Annotated in this window: 24 protein-coding genes and 1 pseudogene; 11 read left to right on the top strand and 14 right to left on the bottom strand. The window is 60.3% G+C overall.

Annotated features, from left to right (window positions below; all coding sequences use genetic code 11):
- The first annotated feature begins 323 nt into the window (after positions 1-323).
- Together CW305_RS16380 and mobI are read left to right on the top strand one after the other, a co-directional pair.
- Entirely contained in the window at positions 324-716 is a 393-nt protein-coding gene (locus CW305_RS16380; protein WP_042923024.1) for a hypothetical protein, read from the top strand.
- Positions 706-1,275, top strand: a complete 570-nt coding sequence (gene mobI / locus CW305_RS16375; RefSeq protein ID WP_042923022.1) for a conjugative transfer protein MobI(A/C) — start codon at positions 706-708, stop codon at positions 1,273-1,275. The genes CW305_RS16380 and mobI overlap by 11 nt, the downstream gene beginning before the upstream one ends.
- 90 nt (positions 1,276-1,365) lie before the next feature.
- Here the strand turns inward: mobI and CW305_RS16370 are convergent, their stop codons facing one another.
- Positions 1,366-1,695, bottom strand: coding sequence for a hypothetical protein (locus CW305_RS16370; protein ID WP_104098418.1), 330 nt, complete (start codon positions 1,693-1,695; stop codon positions 1,366-1,368).
- Between the two features lie 10 nt (positions 1,696-1,705).
- Positions 1,706-1,915: a hypothetical protein gene (locus CW305_RS23260; RefSeq protein ID WP_139229584.1), complete on the bottom strand. Its 210-nt coding sequence runs from the start codon at positions 1,913-1,915 to the stop codon at positions 1,706-1,708.
- Between the two features lie 162 nt (positions 1,916-2,077).
- On the opposite strand from CW305_RS23260, the gene CW305_RS16365 reads away from it, so the two are divergent.
- From CW305_RS16365 to CW305_RS16355, 3 genes are all read left to right on the top strand, one after another.
- The gene (locus tag CW305_RS16365; RefSeq protein WP_104098417.1) at positions 2,078-3,016 is read left to right on the top strand and encodes a hypothetical protein; all 939 of its coding nucleotides are present in this window, start codon (positions 2,078-2,080) and stop codon (positions 3,014-3,016) included.
- Positions 3,017-3,395: 379 nt separating this feature from the next.
- Positions 3,396-4,100, top strand: coding sequence for a hypothetical protein (locus CW305_RS16360; RefSeq protein ID WP_023445430.1), 705 nt, complete (start codon positions 3,396-3,398; stop codon positions 4,098-4,100).
- A complete protein-coding gene (locus tag CW305_RS16355) occupies positions 4,097-4,726 on the top strand; it encodes a hypothetical protein (protein WP_104098416.1) in 630 nt (209 codons plus the stop codon). The genes CW305_RS16360 and CW305_RS16355 overlap by 4 nt, the downstream gene beginning before the upstream one ends.
- On the opposite strand, the gene CW305_RS16350 is transcribed toward CW305_RS16355, so the two are convergent.
- From CW305_RS16350 to CW305_RS16340, 3 genes are all read right to left on the bottom strand, one after another.
- A complete protein-coding gene (locus CW305_RS16350; RefSeq protein WP_023445432.1) occupies positions 4,723-5,280 on the bottom strand; it encodes a hypothetical protein in 558 nt (185 codons plus the stop codon). The genes CW305_RS16355 and CW305_RS16350 overlap by 4 nt on opposite strands.
- A 74-nt stretch (positions 5,281-5,354) precedes the next feature.
- Positions 5,355-7,196 carry an inositol monophosphatase family protein gene (locus CW305_RS23940; protein WP_181063901.1) on the bottom strand — a complete coding sequence of 614 codons (1,842 nt, stop codon included), beginning with the start codon at positions 7,194-7,196 and terminating at the stop codon, positions 5,355-5,357.
- Positions 7,193-7,900, bottom strand: a complete 708-nt coding sequence (locus tag CW305_RS16340) for a tetratricopeptide repeat protein (RefSeq protein WP_023445434.1) — start codon at positions 7,898-7,900, stop codon at positions 7,193-7,195. The genes CW305_RS23940 and CW305_RS16340 overlap by 4 nt, the downstream gene beginning before the upstream one ends.
- A 164-nt stretch (positions 7,901-8,064) precedes the next feature.
- On the opposite strand from CW305_RS16340, the gene CW305_RS23495 reads away from it, so the two are divergent.
- Positions 8,065-8,229 (top strand): hypothetical protein, encoded by a 165-nt coding sequence (locus CW305_RS23495; protein WP_023445435.1) that lies wholly within the window; start codon positions 8,065-8,067, stop codon positions 8,227-8,229.
- A gap of 79 nt (positions 8,230-8,308) precedes the next feature.
- On the opposite strand, the gene CW305_RS23490 is transcribed toward CW305_RS23495, so the two are convergent.
- The 3 genes from CW305_RS23490 to CW305_RS16325 all read right to left on the bottom strand — a co-directional run bounded on the left by CW305_RS23490 (position 8,309) and on the right by CW305_RS16325 (position 12,370).
- Positions 8,309-9,637, bottom strand: a complete 1,329-nt coding sequence (locus tag CW305_RS23490) for a hypothetical protein (protein WP_023445436.1) — start codon at positions 9,635-9,637, stop codon at positions 8,309-8,311.
- 53 nt (positions 9,638-9,690) lie between these two features.
- Positions 9,691-10,815: a helix-turn-helix transcriptional regulator gene (locus CW305_RS16330; RefSeq protein ID WP_023445437.1), complete on the bottom strand. Its 1,125-nt coding sequence runs from the start codon at positions 10,813-10,815 to the stop codon at positions 9,691-9,693.
- A gap of 343 nt (positions 10,816-11,158) precedes the next feature.
- Positions 11,159-12,370, bottom strand: a complete 1,212-nt coding sequence (locus tag CW305_RS16325; protein WP_104098415.1) for an MFS transporter — start codon at positions 12,368-12,370, stop codon at positions 11,159-11,161.
- 97 nt (positions 12,371-12,467) lie between these two features.
- Between CW305_RS16325 and CW305_RS16320 the strand changes: the two genes are divergently transcribed.
- Positions 12,468-13,451, top strand: coding sequence for a LysR family transcriptional regulator (locus CW305_RS16320; protein ID WP_104098414.1), 984 nt, complete (start codon positions 12,468-12,470; stop codon positions 13,449-13,451).
- Positions 13,452-13,525: 74 nt separating this feature from the next.
- Positions 13,526-13,954, top strand: coding sequence for a hypothetical protein (locus CW305_RS23765; protein ID WP_014822003.1), 429 nt, complete (start codon positions 13,526-13,528; stop codon positions 13,952-13,954).
- A gap of 21 nt (positions 13,955-13,975) precedes the next feature.
- On the opposite strand, the gene CW305_RS16310 is transcribed toward CW305_RS23765, so the two are convergent.
- On the bottom strand, positions 13,976-14,533 hold the full coding sequence (locus CW305_RS16310) for a nucleotidyltransferase family protein (protein ID WP_104098413.1): 558 nt from the start codon (positions 14,531-14,533) through the stop codon (positions 13,976-13,978).
- A gap of 119 nt (positions 14,534-14,652) precedes the next feature.
- Here CW305_RS16310 and CW305_RS16305 point away from each other — a divergent pair, with 119 nt between their 5' ends.
- The gene (locus CW305_RS16305) at positions 14,653-14,877 is read left to right on the top strand and encodes a DUF2188 domain-containing protein (RefSeq protein ID WP_014822005.1); all 225 of its coding nucleotides are present in this window, start codon (positions 14,653-14,655) and stop codon (positions 14,875-14,877) included.
- 258 nt (positions 14,878-15,135) lie between these two features.
- Here the strand turns inward: CW305_RS16305 and CW305_RS16300 are convergent, their stop codons facing one another.
- From CW305_RS16300 to CW305_RS16290, 4 genes and pseudogenes are all read right to left on the bottom strand, one after another.
- A complete protein-coding gene (locus CW305_RS16300) occupies positions 15,136-16,353 on the bottom strand; it encodes an aspartate aminotransferase family protein (protein ID WP_104098412.1) in 1,218 nt (405 codons plus the stop codon).
- Between the two features lie 6 nt (positions 16,354-16,359).
- A complete protein-coding gene (locus tag CW305_RS16295) occupies positions 16,360-16,620 on the bottom strand; it encodes a hypothetical protein (protein ID WP_042923736.1) in 261 nt (86 codons plus the stop codon).
- A gap of 4 nt (positions 16,621-16,624) precedes the next feature.
- Entirely contained in the window at positions 16,625-16,840 is a 216-nt protein-coding gene (locus CW305_RS23995; RefSeq protein ID WP_425444916.1) for a PfkB family carbohydrate kinase, read from the bottom strand.
- Positions 16,841-16,868: 28 nt separating this feature from the next.
- A pseudogene (locus CW305_RS16290) lies at positions 16,869-17,501 on the bottom strand (bifunctional hydroxymethylpyrimidine kinase/phosphomethylpyrimidine kinase); the annotation flags it as partial.
- 148 nt (positions 17,502-17,649) lie between these two features.
- Here CW305_RS16290 and ptsJ point away from each other — a divergent pair.
- On the top strand, positions 17,650-18,945 hold the full coding sequence (gene ptsJ, locus CW305_RS16285) for a MocR-like B6 salvage transcription factor PtsJ (protein WP_104098411.1): 1,296 nt from the start codon (positions 17,650-17,652) through the stop codon (positions 18,943-18,945).
- Between the two features lie 31 nt (positions 18,946-18,976).
- Here ptsJ and CW305_RS16280 read toward each other — a convergent pair whose 3' ends face one another.
- The gene (locus CW305_RS16280; protein WP_104098410.1) at positions 18,977-20,275 is read right to left on the bottom strand and encodes an aminotransferase class I/II-fold pyridoxal phosphate-dependent enzyme; all 1,299 of its coding nucleotides are present in this window, start codon (positions 20,273-20,275) and stop codon (positions 18,977-18,979) included.
- Between the two features lie 28 nt (positions 20,276-20,303).
- Between CW305_RS16280 and CW305_RS16275 the strand changes: the two genes are divergently transcribed.
- Complete coding sequence (locus CW305_RS16275; RefSeq protein ID WP_104098409.1) at positions 20,304-20,999, top strand: glutamine amidotransferase; 696 nt, start codon at positions 20,304-20,306, stop codon at positions 20,997-20,999.
- The last annotated feature ends 3 nt before the right edge of the window (positions 21,000-21,002 follow it).

Here is a 21,002-nt window from a genome sequence, read left to right as displayed (position 1 = left end):
AGCGAACCACGAGATTTGTGCTTCGGCACTGCCTCCATCTCGGGGGTTCGCATCCCGCTTATTAAAAAAGCCCGCATCGTGAGGTACGACGCGGGCTTCTTCTTTTTTCAACACGCATAAAAGTATCAATACCTCTTTCCGCAAGTTTAAAAAACCAAGCGAAAAATAGCCCCGCCGATACCAATTCACACTCCCGTCATAAAAAACCGGCGCTAACAGCGCGCCATTTCAAGAGTTTTTCATTTTTTTTTGCATTTTGCGAGAACCATTAGCTGCAGGGAAACCGGATAATCCCCACACAACCAACACACAGGGATATATCCATGACCAAGAACTTCTTCCAAATCGACTTAGAATGCCTGGAAGGTGCAAAGCACAAAATCCTGCAGGAGGTATCTGAACTCCGTGACGCTTACATGATCAACAATTCCAGTTACAAGGAGATCCGCCCTGTGTTGGCAGTACTTGATGGCCAGTCGTTTGTAACGTGGCTGCCAAAAAACTCCGAAAACGAATTGGTAATCGAGTTGGCTACCTCGCCAATCGAGGCGTTGATGTGCGAATTTTGCTTCAACATGAGCGACGAAGAGGTAGAGATTTTTCTGGATGTAGAAGAGCAGATGCAGCCACTGCGTGAGCAACTAAGAATCATAGATGCGGCCATCAACGCTATTTTAAGTTTTAACGATTCAGCAAGTTCTAGCCATGGCAGATAACCGGGAAAGTCAGCTTGGGCGTGAACTGCCCAAGCTGATAGAAAGAGACTTTCCTTATCTGCGCGATGTGCGTGATTCGTTGGCGGCGCTCGCAAGGGAGGAAGCCTCAAATATTCAATATACGTACCGAAAGGCGCGCGAGGAATATCAGAAGAATATAAAAAAAGGGGGCGCTTGGGTTCACGATGTTCGCATTAAAGACACAGTAAGCGGCGCATACGTGGAGTGGTTCGCCTACAAAGGACGGTACGGAGACCAGTGCTACTCGGAAGGAATTCGAAGCGAGGGGCTACTAAGAATTCCCGCCAGCAAATTTAAAAAATGCTCAGCTGCAGAGTCCAGGGCGATCAAAGATGCAGAGGACGCATTCGAAAAGGTGCGAAAGCTTTGCCAGCATGTCTCGAAAATCTCTGAGGCCCTAAATTCAATTCCTCAAATGAGGCTAATAGGGGATCACTGTAAGCGTGAGCGCAAGCGTTTGAAATGGGAAGACATCATGGTAGCTGACAACTTCAGCTGTGATTGCGACGAGCCTTGCACAGATTGCATAACGTACTAGAAGAATCGACGAGCTCAACTAGAGCGCCCATGCAATCCACAGCTAGAAAACAACACAAATCGCGACCACTCTAAACCGTCCGCAATCGCACTATAAATCGGAGGAAAAGCCGAAAACATTGCCGCCCACGTCAACAAAATCATCAACCATCGGCAACCCAGTAGCCGGATTAATGCAAAACGTCGGCTGAGCATCAAATTGACAATTTACATCCACAAAGCTCCAGCCATTAACTTCTATGCAAGAGGCCGAATCCACAGCGGAGCCAGCGGAAACTACATTGCACTGTAGGCTGTCGTAAAACGCAGCAGAGAGCGTGTCATTAATAACCACCCCTTCGTTTTTAACCGGGTAGATGATAGTGATATACCCATCGTTTGTTTGCCGCGCGCTAAGCAGCCTTCGAAAAAATCCAAGCATCTAAAAACTCCTAAAACCAGCCCGCTATTTTTTCCGCACTGCCGGGCGATGGCGCCGAGCCAGGCAGAGCCACCTTGTCTGCATCCGACATTAAACGTAGATAATAACTTTCGCTGCCCTCTTGCAAACGGATGGAGAAAGTAATCTCGACCTCATAGAAGCCGGGCGCTTGCTCAGCCATTACCAATAGCTCTCGTAACTTTGATGAAAACTCTTGCACGTTTTATCCCTCTTAAGTCCGAGCAGATAATTACCCACGTAAGCGAAGAAGCAAGAGCCTCAGAACCCTTCACGCAAGCCTTTGCAGTGATATCATCTGGACATCACTCAGGCAGCGATAGTGCTGCACTCCGATCACGCCACGATCTATTAGGGATGAGAAATGAATAAAGCCATCTTGCTAATGGCCTGCGGGCTAGTTATGGCCGGTTGCGCAGGGACGCCCGCCGTATCGCCGACGAAAACGGACAGGGCAAATTCCGACTCCCTGGCGCTACAGGTGATGAAAGCCAACGGCTACTCAGCGGGCTTGAAGGACGCAGAAGTCGAATTGGAAGCGACGCCCAACTCGGGAGGCCTCACAGCCGATACCCTGAACGCACTCCTGCTCCGCGAACATCTGCTAGGACGCGCCACGCCGCTGCCAGGCGTACCGAACTCTGCAATGTCAGCCTTCTTCGTGCTTGAGCTTTTCAACGACCAAACCTACCTGCCAAGGCACGGCATGTGGATGCCGGTCTGGATGCCTCAAAGCCTCGCCCGCGACGCGCTGGATGCTCAGCAGAAGCTGACTGCAATCATCGAGCAAGCCGTAGCTGAATCACTGCCTGCCGACTACCGGACCAAACCATACGAATGGTCAGACAAAGCGGTTTTCGGCGCGGAATCAAGCTACCGAATGCTCCGAGTGGATGGGCCGTTGTGTGAGGATTGGTCCTGCGTGATCCGTGGCAGCCTATCCAGCTCCGAACGTCCAACAAAGTCGTTCGATGCCAAGATGGTCCGGGTTGATACGCCGCCTTTCATACGGGACGGCGACGGCAGCTCATACCGATTGCGAGGCTTGGGCGGAGTCGTGCTGCACAAAGTCGTGGAGGAATATGACGAAAAAGGCGCGGTTTCCGGCCATTGGCATCGCGTGAAGACCGAACCGCTGTCGGGTTTCGATCACGCAGCGTTTTATCGTCGTCTCTCGACAGCGTTACCCGACTGGGCATTTATCTATTTAGGCCCCGAGTACGAGCATAATCAAGCAGGCATCCCTGTCGTGCTTAACCGTGGCCAGGAGCTGCTTTTCGTGAAGCCAACGCCCAAACCATAACGCTCACTAACGCGGCTTACGGCTGCACTCACGATCTGAGCATCGACATCAGGCGAGAAGCCGCATTGCGGCATTTTCTGTTGCCTAACGGGATAGCCGACTGCTAACTCGGCAGTTGCTTACGGTTCGCCACATAGAAGCACAGCGGCAAAGTGGGCTATGGGTATACGTTTAGGTATACGCACCCGATCAAAATATACGCACGCGATGATTCTGTGGGCCCTAGATGCCTACTGTTCGACTCCTGGTGCCGGCACCACGATTTAAAGGCTCGCAGAAATGCGGGCCTTTATCGTTTTTGCGGTGAACTATCACCGGCTAGCTCCGGATCGGAAGAACACGTTAAAGACAAAAGTGCCGGAACAGGCGGAACCTGACCATGCTTAACGCAGTACTGGCCGGCAAGAAGCGCGGCACCGGTTTGCATAGCCAGCAGATGGCACTAGAGGAGGCCGAGGGGGCTGAGGACGTGCTGACTGCCAGCGTATTTGAGCGCTTGAGCTACTTGCCTGAAAACCTGCTGTCCTTGGTGCTCAGCGATCTGCTGGGCGAACCCTTTGGCCCTCTGCAGCGCATCGACTATTGGCCATCGTGGTACCTGCCAGACGGTACCCGCGTCGAACCTGACGTGCTGTTGCAGGGCAATAGCTCCACGGTGCTGGTGGAAGCCAAGCGGCACGACAATGCGCGCCAGCAACTGGCCACTCAATTGGCTAATGAACTTCTGTCCGGCTGGCAACAAAACGTTCTCTCAGACCCCTGTATCCTGCTCACACTGGGCGGCCTGAACGATTACGGCGAAGCGGGCCGCCAGCGACTGCTGTCGGAGGTGCTGCCCTTTTTGCCCGATGGCAGCGCTAGCCGCTTCAAACTGGTCTGCGCGAGCTGGCAACAGCTGTATCAGGCGCTGGAAACGCACTTGCCGCCCGATTCGCCCCCAGGCTGCCTGCGTCTGTTGGACGATATCGCCAAGTGCTACGCCTGGCATGGCTTACGCACACACCCGATGCGCTGGCTCGCCGATCTGCGGCCAGTCGCACTCAACACCCGCCCCGGCACATTCGCCGCCTGGAGTCTGAAATGACCGCCCCCTTGCAAGACGCCTTGCTGGATGTACGCAAGGCCTATCGCCTGTTGGCCGATTATCAGCAGCGCATGTTCGAGCTGTTGGGCTATATCCGCGAGCAGCTTGGCGCCTCTGCTTACCACCACCAATATGTGTATCCGTTGCCGCAGGGGCTTGATGGGCTGGAGAAACGTGACAACAGCGGTCGGCGCTACCTACCGTTCTATGACCTGTCGGCAATTTGGCTGAAGAACAACGGCCAGGAAGCACCTTGGGACAATCACCGTCCGGGCGATTTGATGTTTGGCGCCTGGGTTCGCAGCGATACAGGGTTCGACCAGTACAGCGGGCAGTTCAGTCCCGAGCCAGTCGAGCAAACCCGCAGCGAGCTGGTGTTATCGGTGGTGGTCTGCGACCTACCCGCCGCCAAACCCTGCGACTGGTATGGCAACGTCTGGAAGGGCATCGGTTACCCCGAGGACGGCGAAGTGAATGGCACTGATTTGCCTGGCTACCGCTGTTTTACCAAGGCGATAGCGCTCGACGATCTGGTAGACAAAGCGGCTATCGAGGCAGCCCTTGATGAGTGGCGCACGCTTGCCAGCCACCGGCTTGGCTTACTCGGAGAGGCTTTCAGCGCTTAGGAAACAGACATGCCACTCATGCGTTCCAGCCCGTCAGGCGCCCGGTTGTGGCATCCATCGCTGATGGATGGCTGACCCTGAGCGCGCTGGCCAAGCAGAAACAACATCGGCTGCTGCAATGGCCGATGGATCATACCGGCCTTGAAGGGCGCGCCCTCTGGCAGGCGAGCCTGCAAGCCAAGCGCCACCGCCAGGTATTCGTCATATGCCAGCTCGACAGGGGCAAAGACCACTGCCACCAGCCGCTGGTAAGGCAAGGCGCTCCGGACGCTCCAGCCAAGCGGCTGTATCTCAACTGTCAGTTGCCCGCCGGCCACACCGTCGAACACCTGCACGTAATCGTCCACCAGCAACGGCACCGGCCCGTTGCCAACCACGCTGGCTTCGAGCAGCTGGTGCGCCGCAAGAAGCTGGCCGGCAGCCGATTGATCGGTCGTAACAATAGTCAGCCGAGTCACGCGCTCCCCGTCTGGCCAGGCCTGGAGGGCCGATACCTCCATCAGCAGCCGTAGGCCGCTTGGCACATCAGGCTCGAGCCGCAGCTCGACCGCCACGGTGCACTCTCTGTGTTTGCGTCCGAAGCAGTGAGTTGTAAAGCGCGGACTGCTCCCCGCCAGGTCAACGACTTTTAGCATGAGCCGTCAACATCCAGCACAAGCAGCCGCTGGGCGAGCATGCCAGCATCGTCCGGCCAGCAAGTGATTGGTCGCGGTCGCAGCGACTGCGGATGTGCGCGGCATGAGACCAATGCACCGAGCTGTGACCATTCGAGATTAGCGATACCGTCGGCAGCGCCTATCAGCGCTCCAGCAATGCAGGCATTCGTGTCGGTGTCACCGCCTTGCCGGATCGTTTCGTTCAGCGCATAGCCGACAGTGTTGCCGGCCAGCAGATGGTAGAAGGCATTCTGCAGCGCTATAAGCACCCAGCCCATCTGGTGCTGATAATCGGCGGGCCGCTCGCCGGCTGCCGCAGCTACTAGCACTTTCCTTACAACATCTCCCTCCGTCGTCGGCAAGAGAACGGCTAACGCCGCGTCCAACATCGCCTGGCGATTCGCACCCGATACGCCCACTGCGATCGCTGCTGCGTAGGCCGCGTTCGCCTCCTGGCAGACGCCATGTGGATGGGTGAGCAGTGCATCCTGCCTGGCCCAGCACGCCGCCAGCGACGGACGACCATGAGCGGCAATCCCGATCGGCGCGACCCGCATCAATGCACCGTTAGCCTGGCTGCTTACAGAGGCATGCGCTCGACAGGCCTCGTCAACCGCCAATGCCGGCTGACGAAGCGGCCCAAGCAAGGCCTGGCGGGTGGTGTTGCCTACATCGAAGGGCTCGGAGCGAAGCCAGGCCACATAGCGCTGCGCGACGTCCGTTGCGCTAAAGCCGCCCTGCTCCACCAATGATCTCGCCAGCGTTAGCGCAAGCTCCCCATCGTCAGTGGGTTGCCCAGCCTGAATCTTCCAAGTGCCGCCGTCTTCCATCGTCAGGGCCTCGGACGCAAAACGCTCGGCGATCTCGGCCGCGCTCATGAACTCGACCTGCGCGCCCAGATTGTCGCCGATGAGCATCGCCGCCAGGCAACCAAATGCGCGCTGAAGCCGCTGGACTGGAGGAAACACCGGCGACATCGGCAGGCTGCGCTGCGCCTCGTTGCATTCCTCGAGGGCCTGGCTCCAGGGGCGGCCGGCAAGGGCGGCACAGGCCGCTGCGGCACCGCCGAAACAGCGGATGCACACCAGGTTCATGTTTCGATAACCCAGCGGTCGTCCGCTCTGGTGGAGCAGCACGCCACCCGCTCCGATCAGCAGCGCATGCCCGGCAGCCACGTCATGTGCCGACAGGCTGGTCAACGATACCGCCGCCACGCCATCGCCAGCAGCCGCTCGGGCCAGCCGATAGGCAATGCTCGGCATGGCGACGAAACGGGCCGGTGCGCATAGGCGAATATTGGCGTGAGGTTTACGGGCGGCAGCCGCACTCAGCCAGACGATCTCTCCCGCCTCGAGTCGTGAGCCGGACAGATCAACCGGATGCGCGGTGTCGTTGCGCAGTAGGTGCGGCAGGCCTTCGGCCCAGGCTATGCAGTCTCTGCCCCGATCTGGGCTGATTGGCGCGTAGACAACTCCGAGCACCGGCTGCCCGTCGCGCAACAGGGCCACGGAGATGGCGCTGCCCGGCAAGCCGAGCAGGAAATCCCGCGTCCCATCGTGCGGGTCCACCACCCAGCAAAATCGCTGGCCGGTGAGCCTTTGGCAGGTTTCCTCACCCCAGAAGTCGACGTCCAGCAGACCGATCAGCTGTTTATGAAGCAGCCGTTCGATTTCCTCATCCACCGCAGCCTTGTCGCCACTGCCACGCGGCCCACCCTCGCGCTCCCATTCGCGGAGGATTAGTTCACCCGCTGCCTCAACCGCTACCTGTACGGGCCGCAGCAGACTGGCAATATCGATCGCATCCATCATCATTCTTTCTCCATTTCGTCAGTCACCAGCCCCTCGCGACTCATGCGATAGTTGCGCCAGAAATCGCCCATGAGGTTGCCGGGGTCCGGCATTTCCAGGCGCGGCTCGTCGAGGTAGAAACGCGCCAGCCGGTCGGCAGCCAGGGGCTGGCCGTGGCCGGCCGCACACATCAACCAGTACAGGCCGTTGGCTTCGTCCCGGATGCTGGAATCGGAGCCCAGCAGAAGATCACCGAGGGCGAACATCGCTTCGCAATGACCGCCTTCGGCAGCGGTTCGAAAGCACTGATAGGCGCGCTGCAGGTCCGCAGCGACCCTGCACGGTGCCGGCAAATACTCCTCATCCGAGCCTACGTAAACCTGTCCTATCTCATAGCAGGCGTCGAGCGAGCCGCGCTCTGCAGCCCGCTGGTAGTAAGCCAGCGCCTTGCGCTCGTTCACCGCCACGCCCTTGCCATACCAATGGACATAGCCAAGGTTAAGCAGCGCTTCTAGCGAACCGTATCGCGCCGCTGCAATGAATAATCCGCGAGCCAGCCACTCGTCCCGCTGGCCTACCAGCCAGAGACAACCCAGTTCATTGAGCGCCTCGGCTGATGCGTCAGGCGCAGCAGCGCGCTCGTGCAATTCGGCATAACGCTGCTGCTCGGCAAGCGTTGCGCTTTGGCCGCGCCAATGGGCCAGGGCTAGCGACAGGATCGGCAACATGGAACCTCCAGCCATCGAGTTGATGGCCGGATTGTCATCGCGACGACCGACAACTCCTGTCGCACCCCACCGTATGCGGGACCGCCGCAGCCGCAGGACATCGCGACATAACCCGTCGCAGGGATCTTGCACAGTAAGCAGGACTTCACCGATGAGGGTTCCGTATGAAGACCTACCAAGTATCCATGCGCCGCGTTGTCGCCTCCGCAGGCCCGCGCGCCAGCTTTATCATGACAGTCCAGGCAACGAGTTCGGCGATGGCGAAGGTCACCGCCGAAGCGCAGTATCCGGGCTATCAGTGCATGAACGGGCCTGTGCCGGTTCGCTAGCGGTTACGAGAAGCTGCCGAGGCCCTGAGCCAGTGCCAAACAGACTCTGGCTCAAGGGCGCGGTAGGTGGTAGGCGTCGTTAGAGTGCCTCAGCCAGATCCACTGCTTCCTGCAGCACCGGTCCGATATCGATCGTCCCCGCTGCCAGGCATTCAGGCGAAAGGATCCAGCTCCTACGCGGCTGCCGCAGCAAAACGCCCAGTTCGACAAGCACAGCCGCCAGCGCACTGGTATGCGGCGGACTGCCCTTGCCCAACGTCGCCCTGAAATAAGCTACTCCAATCCCTGCCGGCGATGCGCCGGTCGGAACATGCTGGGCGGAATTGGCTAGTGGAAATGGATTGCTGCCAAAATGCTTCCTAAGCCATTCGAGCGTGGCGTTGACGTGCTCGAGGAGAAATATTCGTCCGTCCTTGAGTACGATTCGATCAGGCTCGATCCGGTAATGGAACTGCTTGCCTTGGGCTGCGGTGTAGCATTCGTTCCAGACCGAAGTCGACGCCTCGGCGGAGCTGGCTTGTGTTAGCGGTCCCTGAGCCACGACTTGCCGAGCGAGCGGCTGCGGGGGCAAGTCGTACCCCAGCATGAAAAGCGCCGCTTCGAGCCGCCGCAGGCTATCAACTGGGCCCGGCTGAGCGAAACGGCTACCGCGGTCACGGTTCAACGCTTCGACCAGTACCCAGCTGGCCTTCAGATTCCACTCGGCATGCATCGGGCCGGACTGCAGCCTTGGAAAGCGCAGGCCTTCTATCGCGGGGTTGCGGTTTTTTGGGCTCGCTGCACTCAAGCCCTCCTTAGCAGGTGCCCACGGAAACGCAAGTGGCGCAGGCACTGCGGCTAACGCTTGGGCTCGACAATACTTTGCGACCAGCCAGCCCAGCGCAGCGGCAACGCGGCTGTCATAGATGATCAGGTCCTTGGCCAGTAGCGAGTAAACCTTGGTCATCCCGGCATTGAAGCGTAGCTGCGTATCCAGTAGCACACCGGCCAGCTCGCCTGCATCCAAGGCCGCGGTAACAGCCTCGAGTGTATCGGCGAGAGACTCGGCATTCTCCTGCAGCCAGCGGATATTGCCATTCTGGACGCCTCCCCAGACCATCACCTGACAGGCCGCGCTGCAGGTCGCCTGCGCATCGCCGCGGGCGAGAGCTTTGCGCAGGGCGTCCCGCAAAGTCCGAAGCACCTGGTCGTTGTCGGCCAGCGTCTCGCCTGCCGGTATGCCAAACGCGCCCCGGGATGGCCAGCGATACTGCTCGAAGGCATCTTCAAGGCCTGCAAACTGCCATTGCCGGGCCGAACGCCGCTCCACAAAACAATGACTAAGGTTCCCGTCATCGGTCAGATGGGGAACAAGCCATTCGATGAACTGTTGCACGTCGCGCTGAGCTAGGTATTGACTGCGATTCATAGGGTTCCTTGTAGGGGATGCGTCCGGCTGATTTTCCATATCCGCACGACAACTTATGTCGCACGGCACCTTGTAACGCGTAAGAGCGGGGAAGAATCCACAGGCTCGGCTACATCGTCGAGGTAGAAGCTGGCCATGCTTCGCATGATTTGGCGAACCTGAGATCGGAGGCTCGGAGGCTCGAGCACTTCGACCGTGGCGCCATGGCTGAGAATCCACCACAGCAGCCCCTGGCTATAGGCAATGCTGCACTCAAGCAGGTGCCAACCATCACCCAGGGAGCTGAATACCTGCTCGCGCGTCAGCGGTGTTTCGCTCTCATCCAGCCGCCGGCGCAATCGGTCATTGATGCGTAATTTGAGTGTTATCGGTTCAGGCTCGACCAAGATTCGTTGCACATGATGCCGGAGCTCAAAACCCTGTGGCACCTTGCTCAGACGGCTTTCCAGGGGCCGAACCTTGCGAAACCGATGCAACGGTAAACAGCGAATTCGATCAGGGTTGCCGGAGTGGCATACCAGATAAATGCTTGAATCCTGGTAGGAAAGACCGAGGGGATGCAGCTCGTAATCACGCTCTTCTTGCCGATTGCTGGCGAAATAACGTACCGCCAGCTGATAGCCTCCAAGCAAAGCAAGCTGGATCTGCTCAAGAATTTGCAGATCAATCACAGCCTGATGCAGCTGAACGTGCTGAGTGCCGGTTACCAGCTTGCCGAGCCAGCGGCCCTCCTGAGGTGCTAACCGGGTAAGCAGGCGTTTGGATCGTTCGTAGTGCTCACGCAGATCATTAAGTGCAGCCAGTGGAAGCAGATGGCTTGCTTGCTCGTACAGCATGACGATACCCAGCGCCACCCGTGCCGACTTGAGATCAGCGCTGGAAAGCTTAGTGTCGTTCGAGCGGACGGGCATCAGCGCCTCCGCGTTACGGACGAGCTGCCATCGCGGCGCACCGTGTTCCGGATTTTTCTGCGGTTCAGCGCGCTTGCACTTGCGCAAGAAATTCAGATCACGCTGCACCGTTTTGATCGTCAGCTCAGTGTCCAGCTCGTCAAATAGGCGGGCATGGATCTGAGGGGCCGTCAGCCCTTTCTTTCCTGCATCGCGGATCCACCCGGCAATGGTATCGCGGCGTTCGGAAATCTTTGCCGGGCGCGGCCTGCCCTCGTCTTCGTACATGCTCGTCTCCCTTCCAGCAGGGCAGACATCATAATGACATCAGCCTCGGGAAACGTAGCGTAAAAAAGCCTGAGCAAGGCATTTCCCAGCAGCTTTTCAGTGGACGCGGAACGTAAGAAAAGGTCTGGCTAAGTCGCTGATGTTTAGATTAAAGCTAAATACCTTGTAATCAGTGGTTCGGGTTCGAATCCACGATTTGAAGGCTCGCAGAAATGCGGGCCTTTTTCGTTTTAGGCTGAGCTCGCAATACTCCGGCGACCAATTCAGCCGAGCAGCTTGCGAGGAGATGCCGCAGATGCACGTAGCGACGCGCATCTGCGGCATCGGCCAAGCTCGGTGGCGGTCAAGGTGCAACCCGTCGTACAAGACGCGCCGCCAGTGCGCCTATGGATGCCAGGGTCGCCAGCACGACCACGCCATTCCAGCCCCATTGTCCAAGCGCCAGGCTGCCCAGTCCCGCGCCGGTCGCCATCCCTACGAAAACACCGGTAAACAGCACAGCATTCAAGCGACTGCGCGCCGGCGGGTCGATGCCGTAGACGATGGTCTGATGAGCGACCAAGGTCGCCTGGATGCCGAAATCAAAGCCGATGGCGGCCACCACGATCACGCCCAGCTGGATCTCCGGCGGCACCACTCCGACCAAGCCGAGGGCAGCGAAGGATGCGGCAGTCAGGGCCGCGCCCAGGCGTGTCACGCGCTCCGGTCCGCGGCGATCGGCCAGGCGACCGGCCAAGGGTGCGGCGAGTGCGCCAGCGGCACCTGCCAGGCCAAACGCGCCGGCCGCGGCGCTACCGAGTCCGAAATCGGCATGCAGCATGACGGCAAGCGTCGACCAGAATGCACTGAAGGCAACGGACAACAGGCCCTGGGAAACGGCCGCGCGGCGCAGGGACGGATGTAGCGACCAGAGTTTGAGCATGGAGCCGAGCAAGGCGCCGTAGCCCAGCGACGTGGTCGGGGAGAACCGTGGCAACCCGCGCCAGGCGGCGAGCCCGATCAAGCCAATCGAGCCAGCCGCGAGCGCATAAACGGCACGCCAGCCGAGTTGCTCGGCGATCAGGCCGCTCATGACCCGCGAGAGCAGAATGCCCAGCAGCAGGCCGGTCATGACCGTGCCCACGACCCTGCCGCGTTGCGATTCGGGCGCCAGGGTCGCGGCCGCTGGAACTATGTCCTGTGCCAAGGTCGCGGCAAGGCCGATCACCAGGCTCGCAGCGAGCAATGTACTGACGCCCGGCGCGATGCTGCCGAGCAGCAGAGCCAGCATGAGCAGCACCGCCTTCGCCAGAATGATCCCGCGCCGGTCATAACGGTCACCCAGCGGCGCCAGGAGCAGAATGCCGAGCGCATAGCCAAGCTGCGTCAGCATCGGAACCATGCCGACAGCGCCTTCGCTGGCCTGGATCTCCGCACCGAGCACACCGAGGATCGGCTGGCTGTAATAGAGCGTCGCGACGCTGAAGCCGGCGCCTGATGCCAGGAGCAGAACAAGCCCAGACGAGAGCAGACCCGAGCTGTTGGCGAGCGCCGGGGATGAATATGAGGAAGTCATGAGAAGGGTCCTGGTCCGAACAGTGTCTGGTCATTCTCCATGCGCATGATCGACTGCTGTAGTAGCCTCATCTGCAGATCCGTCATGCGAGACACGTATGAACGACTACTCGACGGCTGGCATCGATCGCATCGATCTCTTGCGCACGTTCATCAGAATCGTCGATGCCGGCAGTCTCTCGGCGGCGGCGGCGCAACTGGGCACCACCCAACCCACGGTCAGCCGCCGGCTGCAGGCGCTGGAGCGGTCGCTCGGCCTGCAACTGCTCAATCGCTCGACCCACCGCATGCAGCTCACCGGTGATGGTAAGCGTTGCTACGGTTTCGCCCGACAGGTCCTCGAAAGCTGGAGCGAGATGGAAGCCGAGCTGCTCGGCGCGCGTGACGACCCGCGCGGCACGCTTCGGGTGCAGGTCCCGCACGCCTTCGGCCAGGACCAGTTGATCGCTCCGCTCGGCAAGTACCTGTCGCGCTACCCAAACGTCAGCGTCGAATGGGTATTGCATGATCGCTCGCCCAACTTCACGGCCGAGGGAATCGATTGCGCCATCCAGGTGGGCGTCATCGAGGACCCGTCCGTCATTGCCATCCGCCTCGGCGAAGTCCCGCGCATTGTGGTGACCCATCCGTCGCTGGCTGGCGACGGCCCGCTGCCGAGCACCACCGAGCAACTCCAGCGTCTGCCCTGGTTGGCCCTGCGGACCTACTACACCGACGAGGTCGTACTGACCTGCCAGGCGGACGGGCGCTCGCATCGCTTCGCGATCCAGCCACGCATGAGCACGGACAGCCTCTACGCCCTGCGCAGTGCGGCGCTGGCAGGGCTTGGCGCGTGCGTCAGCTCCGCCTGGGTGGTTGCGCAGGACATCGAAGAAGGCCGGCTGATCCAGCTCGTGCCGCAGTGGCGAGCCGCTCCCCTGCCCGTCTACCTCATCTACCCGCACGCGCGCAGCTATCCCGCCAAGCTGCGCCTGTTCGCCGAAATCATCCGTACGGACATGCCCAACCTCGTCGGCATGACCTCACCGGGCATCGACGCGCTGCAACCGGCTGGCGTCGGCGCACGGACGGCTGCCCCCTGAGTTTCTACCACCGGCATTGCCTGGGTGGACCAGGCGTGTAGAATCCCGCGCCCCGAAATTCAGGAGACAGTACGGTGGTGATTCACTATTCCGCGCCCAATGGGAATGTCGCATGCGGGCGCACCGGCTCAAGCCTCAACAGTTCCGGCGATGCCGCTCAGGTTTCCTGCAAGCTGTGCCTGCGCAGCGTGGAAAAGGCTGTGAGCGAGCCTGTACGCAAGACACCGAGCCTCGCCGAACTGAGGGCTGCCGCGAAGGCGGCGAAGACCACGGCGGGTGCACCTGCAGCCGTGGCGAAGACGGCAACGACGGCCCCCACAGCGGCAGCGAAAACTGCAGCGAGTGCGCCCGCAGCGCCGGTAAAGACCGCCCCGACTGCACCCGCAACGACAGCGAAGCCGGCTTCAGTCCTGTCCGCACGCGCCGAATGGCAGAAGCGCCTGGAGCAGCTGCCGGGGCGCAATCGCCTGCCCCGTGGCGTAGCGCGGCAGGCGTTCATCTAGCCCGCAGAACGGCGCTGCCGGTCAGTCCTGCAGAATGCGCAGGCCTGGCCAGGTTTCAGACCAGCCCTTCGCGGCCAGGCGCTCCAGATAGACCTGTCGCTTGCCGGCACGAAAGGCCGCCGTGGGTCGGACGATCAGATCGAACAGATCGTCCAGCCCCAGCGGGGCCGCCACCTCGATCTCCTCCAGCGCTTCCAGCCTCACTCCGACTGCAGTGGCCGTTTCCGGCCAGTGGGTCATCGCGTCCACTGCCGACCGGTAGGGCTGATCCGCGTTGTGCAGGTGCATGCGGGCCTGGTTCTTCACCGACCAGTTGAGCGAGCCGTCCGAGCGCCGCAGTGCCGCCTCTAGCCCGGTATCCAGCGCCTTGTCGGGCCGGTCGGGGTCGAACCAGATGACATCGATATCCGCAGGCAGCGGGCTGCTGTCACGTCCATGCAGGTGATCCCACACCGCACTGCGCACGAAACCTGCAGCCACCCAGCAATCCGGCAGGGCGAGCGCCTTCACAAGATCGAGCACCCGCATGCGCAGCGGGTCGGTCGTGATGATGGCGCGCAATCGGGCGTGTGTGTGCATGAGGTGCTCCGCGAGGGCTGGCCGTACAGGCTATCAGCCTGCACGCCGCCAGTGCGCGACTCGGCGAACCGCCCCGGCTGACGGCCCTCTAAACCTGCATCACGTCAGAGGAGGCACGCATGGACAACTACCACATCAACGCCACCGATAACGGTTGGGAACTGCGCAAGCAGGGGGCGACCCGCGCTTCGAAGACCGCTGCGACCAAGGACGAGATGCTGCAGGTGACCGCTACCTTCCTCGAAGGCAAAACGGCCTCGGTGAAGATTCACAAGAAGGACGGCACCATCCAGGAGGAGCGCACCTACCCGCGCAGTGCCGACCCGCATCAGACGAGGGGCTGAGGGGTGTAGCGGAGACAGATACGCGGCATTTGTCCGCCGGAAAACGCTGTTGGCCAACGGTAAGCAGGCTAAGCCAGCCGACCGTACTCATTGGCAGCTCGGCGGAGACCCCGGACCTGCGACATCTAACATGCGCTTCAGCGCCGTAGGCAAGTGCAGCTCCTTGTATCGAGCTTCGGCGGCGGGCCAGGCTGCGTTGCCTCATAGCACCCTGGCACAAGACGCCGGCGAGAATCCGGCGATGCGGGGTAAGCTTGCTCACACCGCATCCCTTACGCACTGGCTGACGCAGCGCCGCGACCACTGCCAAACCAGGCGAGACAGGCGAGCGGCTATTTCATCGATCTCCGCTTCGGAGCAGATCAACGGCGGTAGCAGGCGGATCGTCCGCTCCCGCGAGACGCTGATCAGCAGGGCTTCATCTTTCAATGCGCAGGTCAAAAGCTCGGTACATGGGCGATCCAGTTCGATGCCTACCATCAGACCGAGCGCGCGAATCGCTACAACGCCTTCACACCCCGCGAGCCCCTGGCGAAGAGCGCCTTCCAGGCGCTGCCCCATGACTCTCGCACGTTGCGGTATGCGATCTCGCTCCATCACATCGACCACGGTGCAGCCGATTCGACAAGCCATTGGGTTTCCGCCAAAGGTCGAACCGTGGTGACCAGGCGAAAAGAGTTCCGCCGCGACACCTCTGGCTAAACACGCACCAATCGGATAGCCGTTGCCAAGGCCCTTGGCCAAGGTGATCACGTCCGGCAGCAATCCCGCATGCTGGTAGCCAAACCATGCCCCCGTCCGCCCGAACCCCGTCTGCACCTCATCGACCATAAACAGCCAATCGTTCGTCGTGCAAAGGTCTCGCAGAGCCCGCATATAGTGCGTTGGCGCGATGCGTACGCCACTCTCGCCTTGAACGGCCTCAACCAGCACAGCGACGATATTGGGCAACTGCGATGCGAGTGCCCGGACTGCGTCGATGTCTGCGTAGGGCACCCGCATGAACCCTGGCATAAGCGGCTCGAAGCCCCGATGTACGCTTGGGTTACCGGTTGCAGCCAACGTCGCAAGTGTACGACCGTGAAAACTGCTCTCCATGACCAGCACGACCGGCTGGGCTTCGCCTCGGCGGGTTGCGTGCAAGCGAGCCAGCTTCAATGCGGTCTCGTTGGCTTCCGCGCCTGAATTGCAGAAAAACGCCCGACGCATTCCAGAGATCGCACAAAGCCTTGAACCGAGCGAGTCCTGCCACTCGATGCCGAACAGATTCGAGGTATGCATCAAACGACCCGCCTGATCGGCAATGGCGGCGGTTATTTCAGGGTGAGAGTGACCGAGATTGGTTACGGCAACTCCCGCAATCGCATCGAGGTATTCGCGCCCGTGTGTGTCCCAAAGGCGGGCGCCCTGCCCGCGGGTGAAGTAAACCGGCTGCCTGGCATAGGCATTCATCAGATGAGAGATTTGATCGTCCATGCCCCGTCACTCCACTGGCGAGAGAAGCGCTGAACGCTGCGTTACGGGCCTGAAGCTGCGCTCCGTACCCAGTACTCGGATTCCGCTGGGCCCGACCTCCAGGTAGCGGCGTTCGCCATCGGATACCTGCATCTCGATGCAATAGCCCTCGGCCGCAGGCAGACGTTGAGCGATGTCTTGTACGGCCTCCAAGGCCCATGGCGCATCGGACTCAAAATGACCTAGATGCTTTTGATCACGGCGAATGTTCAGACGATAGACGGGCATGGAGTCATTCCTTGGCGAAGAGAGAGGAGCCAAATGCTGGCAAGCGCAGCTCAGCCGAATTGCTTTGGCGTGTAAGGGCAAGGGAATCAATGACTTGGCGGCAGGCAAACTTGACGGCGTGGGTAAGCTCCAACCCCCGCAGCAATGCGGCGGCCAGAGCTGCACTGAAGAAATCGCCGGTGCCCTTGGGCGATACGCTGACTCGCTCGTGCTCGATCACCTCTGCAGACTCTTTTCGTCACCACCACCACGTACATACGTTCGCTTGGCCACTCATGTTGAGCGGCACTGGTGACGACGACCCACTGGGTACGCCCGATCAGCAGGCTGCGTGCGGCATCGATAACCTGTTCAACGGTCTCGACACGGCGGCCGGATAGCCGAGCCAGCTCGAATGCATTGGGTGTCAGGCCATGGGCGAACCGAAGCAAATGAGTCTGAAAGGCACTGACCATGGCCGGCTCTACATACATGCCGCAGTCATCATCACCAAGAACGGGGTCCAACTGAACCCGTATGTCGGGGTACCTCTCCAGTACCGTGCCCAGCCAACGCGCAAGCACCGCCGCCTGTGTTGTGCTGCCCAGATAGCCCACCAGCACGGTTCTTACCGAGCGCAGCGCGTCCCGGGCTTCCAGATCTTTGAGGTAGCCAGCGAACCAGCTAGTCGGAAGCGCACCGCCATGGCAGGTGGAGTAGTGAGGAGTATTGCTGAGCAAGACGGTGGGTATGGCCCCCACGGAGAGACCGCCGGCATTCAGTACGGGCACTGCGATGCTGTTGCCAACACATCCGTAGACAACCTGCGATTGGATCGAAATCACGTCCAGTGGAAGCGGCTCCGGACCCGACGCGCTGGCGAAATCGATGCTGACAGCCATCAAACACATACTCCATTGCACCCTGCGGGTGAGCCACGGCTGAAGCGGTCTGCTCAAGCTGCGTGGATCGATTGCTGCCTGAGGTAGCAACCGCTTTCGCAAAGTGTAAGATTGTCCTGCGCCCAAGTAAACATTGTCATAGGACAATATGAAAACTAAAAACAAGACCGCAATCGACATCTTTGAAACGATACGAAGCCAAGTGCAGGCGCAGCAGCTAAGTCCTGGTCAGTCGCTACCTCCCGTGCGTCAGCTGGCAGCGGAACTCGGCGTCAACCGCAACACCGTCGCCGCGGCGTATAAACGATTGGTCGCTGCGGGTGTTGCTGAAACCCGGGGGCGGCTGGGCACGGTGGTTTGTGAAACGGCCGGGCCCGGTGAGCAGGAAGGAGGCATCGGGCACTCTCGATTGACCGATTTATCGAGCGGCAACCCGAATCCGCTATGGCTACCTGACCCGGCGCTCGCACTGGCACAACGGCAGTCACGCCTGCGCCTTTACGGAGACGCGCCGGTTGATCCGACCTTTCAGGACGTGGCCTATCGATGGCTGGTTGACGATTGCCCTTCGCCTCCGGAAATCGACCTGGCCCATGGCGCAGTCGACGCAGTTGAGCGCCTGCTGGCCGCCTATCTTGTATCCGGCGACAAGGTTGCGGTCGAGAGCCCCTGTTTCATCAGCAGTATCAACACGCTGCGCATCGCTGGCTTGCAGGCAGTCGGCGTACCTGTCGACGAGCAAGGGTTGCAAGCCGACGGGCTTGATTCTGCCTTGGCGAAGGGCGTGCAGGCGGTGCTGATCACCCCTCGCGCTCACAACCCTACCGGCTCGAGTTTGAGCGCTGAGCGGGCTGCACAAATACGCGCCGTGCTTGAACGACACCCTCAGGTTCTAGTGCTCGTAGATGATCACTTCGCACTGTTATCCGAAGCGCAATTCCAGCAGGTCATCCCCGCATCCAGCCGACGCTGGGCGCTGATCAGGTCCGTATCCAAAGCGCTTGGCCCGGATCTGCGACTCGCTGCTATCGGCAGCGATCGAGAAACGTCACAGCGGCTTCGATTGCGGCTGGCTTCAGGCACAACCTGGGTGAGTCACCTTCTGCAAGATATCGCTCATACCTGCCTGACCTCGCCACTGGTCGGAGCGCAAATCGAACGCGCTCGAGCGGACTACAAGCATCGCCGAGATCTTCTGATCGCCGCACTGAGTACCCATGGTGTACGGGCCGGACATCCGTGTGATGGGCTCAACGTCTGGGTGCCGCTTGATGAAGAAGTCGAACCGATCATTCTCCATCTGGCCCAGCGGGGCTGGGTCGTGCGCAGCGGCACGGGCTTCACCGTGCAAGAGCAGGTGCGCGGCATTCGTATCACCGCCTCGACGATGGACGCGGACCAGGCGGCCCGCTTCGCCGAAGACTTGAGCCTCTGCATGCAGTGACCCAACGCCCCAGGCGATTTGCTGCACTCGTTCAGTTAACCGTTCGGCGACGCTGCTTCAATGCATGAGCAACATCGCGCGCCAAAGCGGGCACGCTGATAGGGTTCAGGTTGCCGATACTGATGCGTACAGCCGCCGGGCTTTCCAGCCTGAACGGCGAGCCTGCTTGAATGGCCCAGCCCAATGACGCCAGCGTCTGGACCACAGAGGTCTCATCCGAGACGGGCAGCCACACATGCAAGCCCTCCCCCTGAGTGGGCACGGCTATGCCCAAGTCGTTCAGCCCCTGGACCAGGGCCGAACGCCGTTGCAAATACTCAGCCCCCACTGCCGATAGGCGACTGCTATCGAGCATCTTTTGCCAGAGGCGCCCTGCAAGCCTTTGTAGCAACAGGCTGACCCACCGGGGGCCGAGGGTCTGCTGATGGTGCATGTTCTTGAGCACGCTGGGCGTGCCTGTGACCACCGAAACGCGCAGGTCAGGCCCCAGGAATTTGCTGACCGATACAACGTAGACCCAGCTAAGAGGCTCACGACTGAAGTTCAAGGGTTCGGCAGCGCTGAGCGGCCCCCAATGATCGTCAAGAATGAGCAGCGTATCGGGCGCATCTGCAAGCCTGTCGACCCACTGCGTCCAACGGCGACTGCTTATGCAAAAGCCGGTGGGGTTATGCGCACGCGGCGTCAAGATGACCGCCGCCGCCGAGCGAAGGATTTCAGTAGAGGGGACCATCGCGCCCTCTTCGTCTACGGGGACGGGAACCGCCTTGAGTCGCAGGCTCGCCAGTAATGCCAGCGCTGGCGGCCAGCAAGGATCTTCCACGATTACCTTGTTTCCTGGCCGGCAACGCAGGCGAAGCGCGCGCTCTACGGCGTCGAGCGCTCCCGAATAGATGCCCAGCTGCTGACAGGGAATTCTCTGCTCAGCCAGCCACCGGCCCGCAACATCGAGCAGCTGCGGGTCGTTACTTTGCACGTCGTAGCCGGACTGACTCTCTGTAAGCCAGCCAGCATCGATCGCTGGGAGCGTCGCCCCATCAATATTTCCAGAGGCCATGTCCCGCAAACCTTCCGGAATGGTGGTTTGCGTCTCGGCCGTCGGCATCTCGCTCGCCACACGCGTACCGCGCCGTCCGTCGGTAACTATCAGGGCGGCATCACGCAGCAGCTTATAGGCCGCCGCCACAGTGTTTGGGCTGACTTGAAGCTGCTGTGCGAGTGATCTGACGGCAGGCAGCAGGGCGCCATCCGGGTAAAAACCCGAACGAATTTGCTGTTCGATCGACTCAGCGATCTCGACAGCGGTCGATCCGCTAGCTATTGTATTCATACATTCATTCTATTGTATTGGTACATAAATGCAAACGGCCCTTGTCATTCGCTTTCTCGCTTTCGAAGATCTCGGCTCGCTGCAGCAAATTCTTGATGGACGTGGATACAAGATCGAAACACTGGACGCGAACCTCGACTCGTTTGCCGGCCTCGATCCGTCAGCCCACGATCTGGTCATCGTTCTCGGCGGCCCGATAGGGGCTTTCGACGAAGCGAAGTACCCATTCCTGAAGCCCGTCCTCTCATTCGTCGAACAACGCCTCCAGTGCGGCAAGAAAATACTGGGAGTTTGCCTTGGCGCTCAGCTGATAGCACGAGCACTGGGCAGCAACGTCGGCCCCATGGGGAGAAAAGAGATTGGCTTTGCGCCGATATCGCTCACGGACGAAGGTCTGCAGTCCTGCCTTGAGCCCTTGAGTAGCGGCGTGCCGGTACTGCACTGGCATGGCGATCAGTTCGAAATTCCAGCGGGAGCGACGCGCCTGGCAGCAACCGACACCTGCCCGAACCATGCGTTTTCCGTAGGCAACTCGGTTCTCGCCCTGCAATTCCACCTTGAGGCCAATCCGCAGCGTATCGAGCACTGGCTGGTCGGCCACGCAGGTGAGCTCGACAGCATCAAGCTCGATCCGCGCGTCATCAGAGATCAAGCCCAGGCATGCGCAGACGAACTGCTCGCGGCCGCGCAGACGGTGTTTGCGTCCTGGCTGGATAGGAACTGACGG

The organism is Stutzerimonas kunmingensis, from assembly GCF_002929225.1.
Taxonomy (GTDB): domain Bacteria; phylum Pseudomonadota; class Gammaproteobacteria; order Pseudomonadales; family Pseudomonadaceae; genus Stutzerimonas.
Note: the sequence above shows the minus strand (reverse complement) of the source record. Positions and strands in the feature narration are given on the sequence as shown.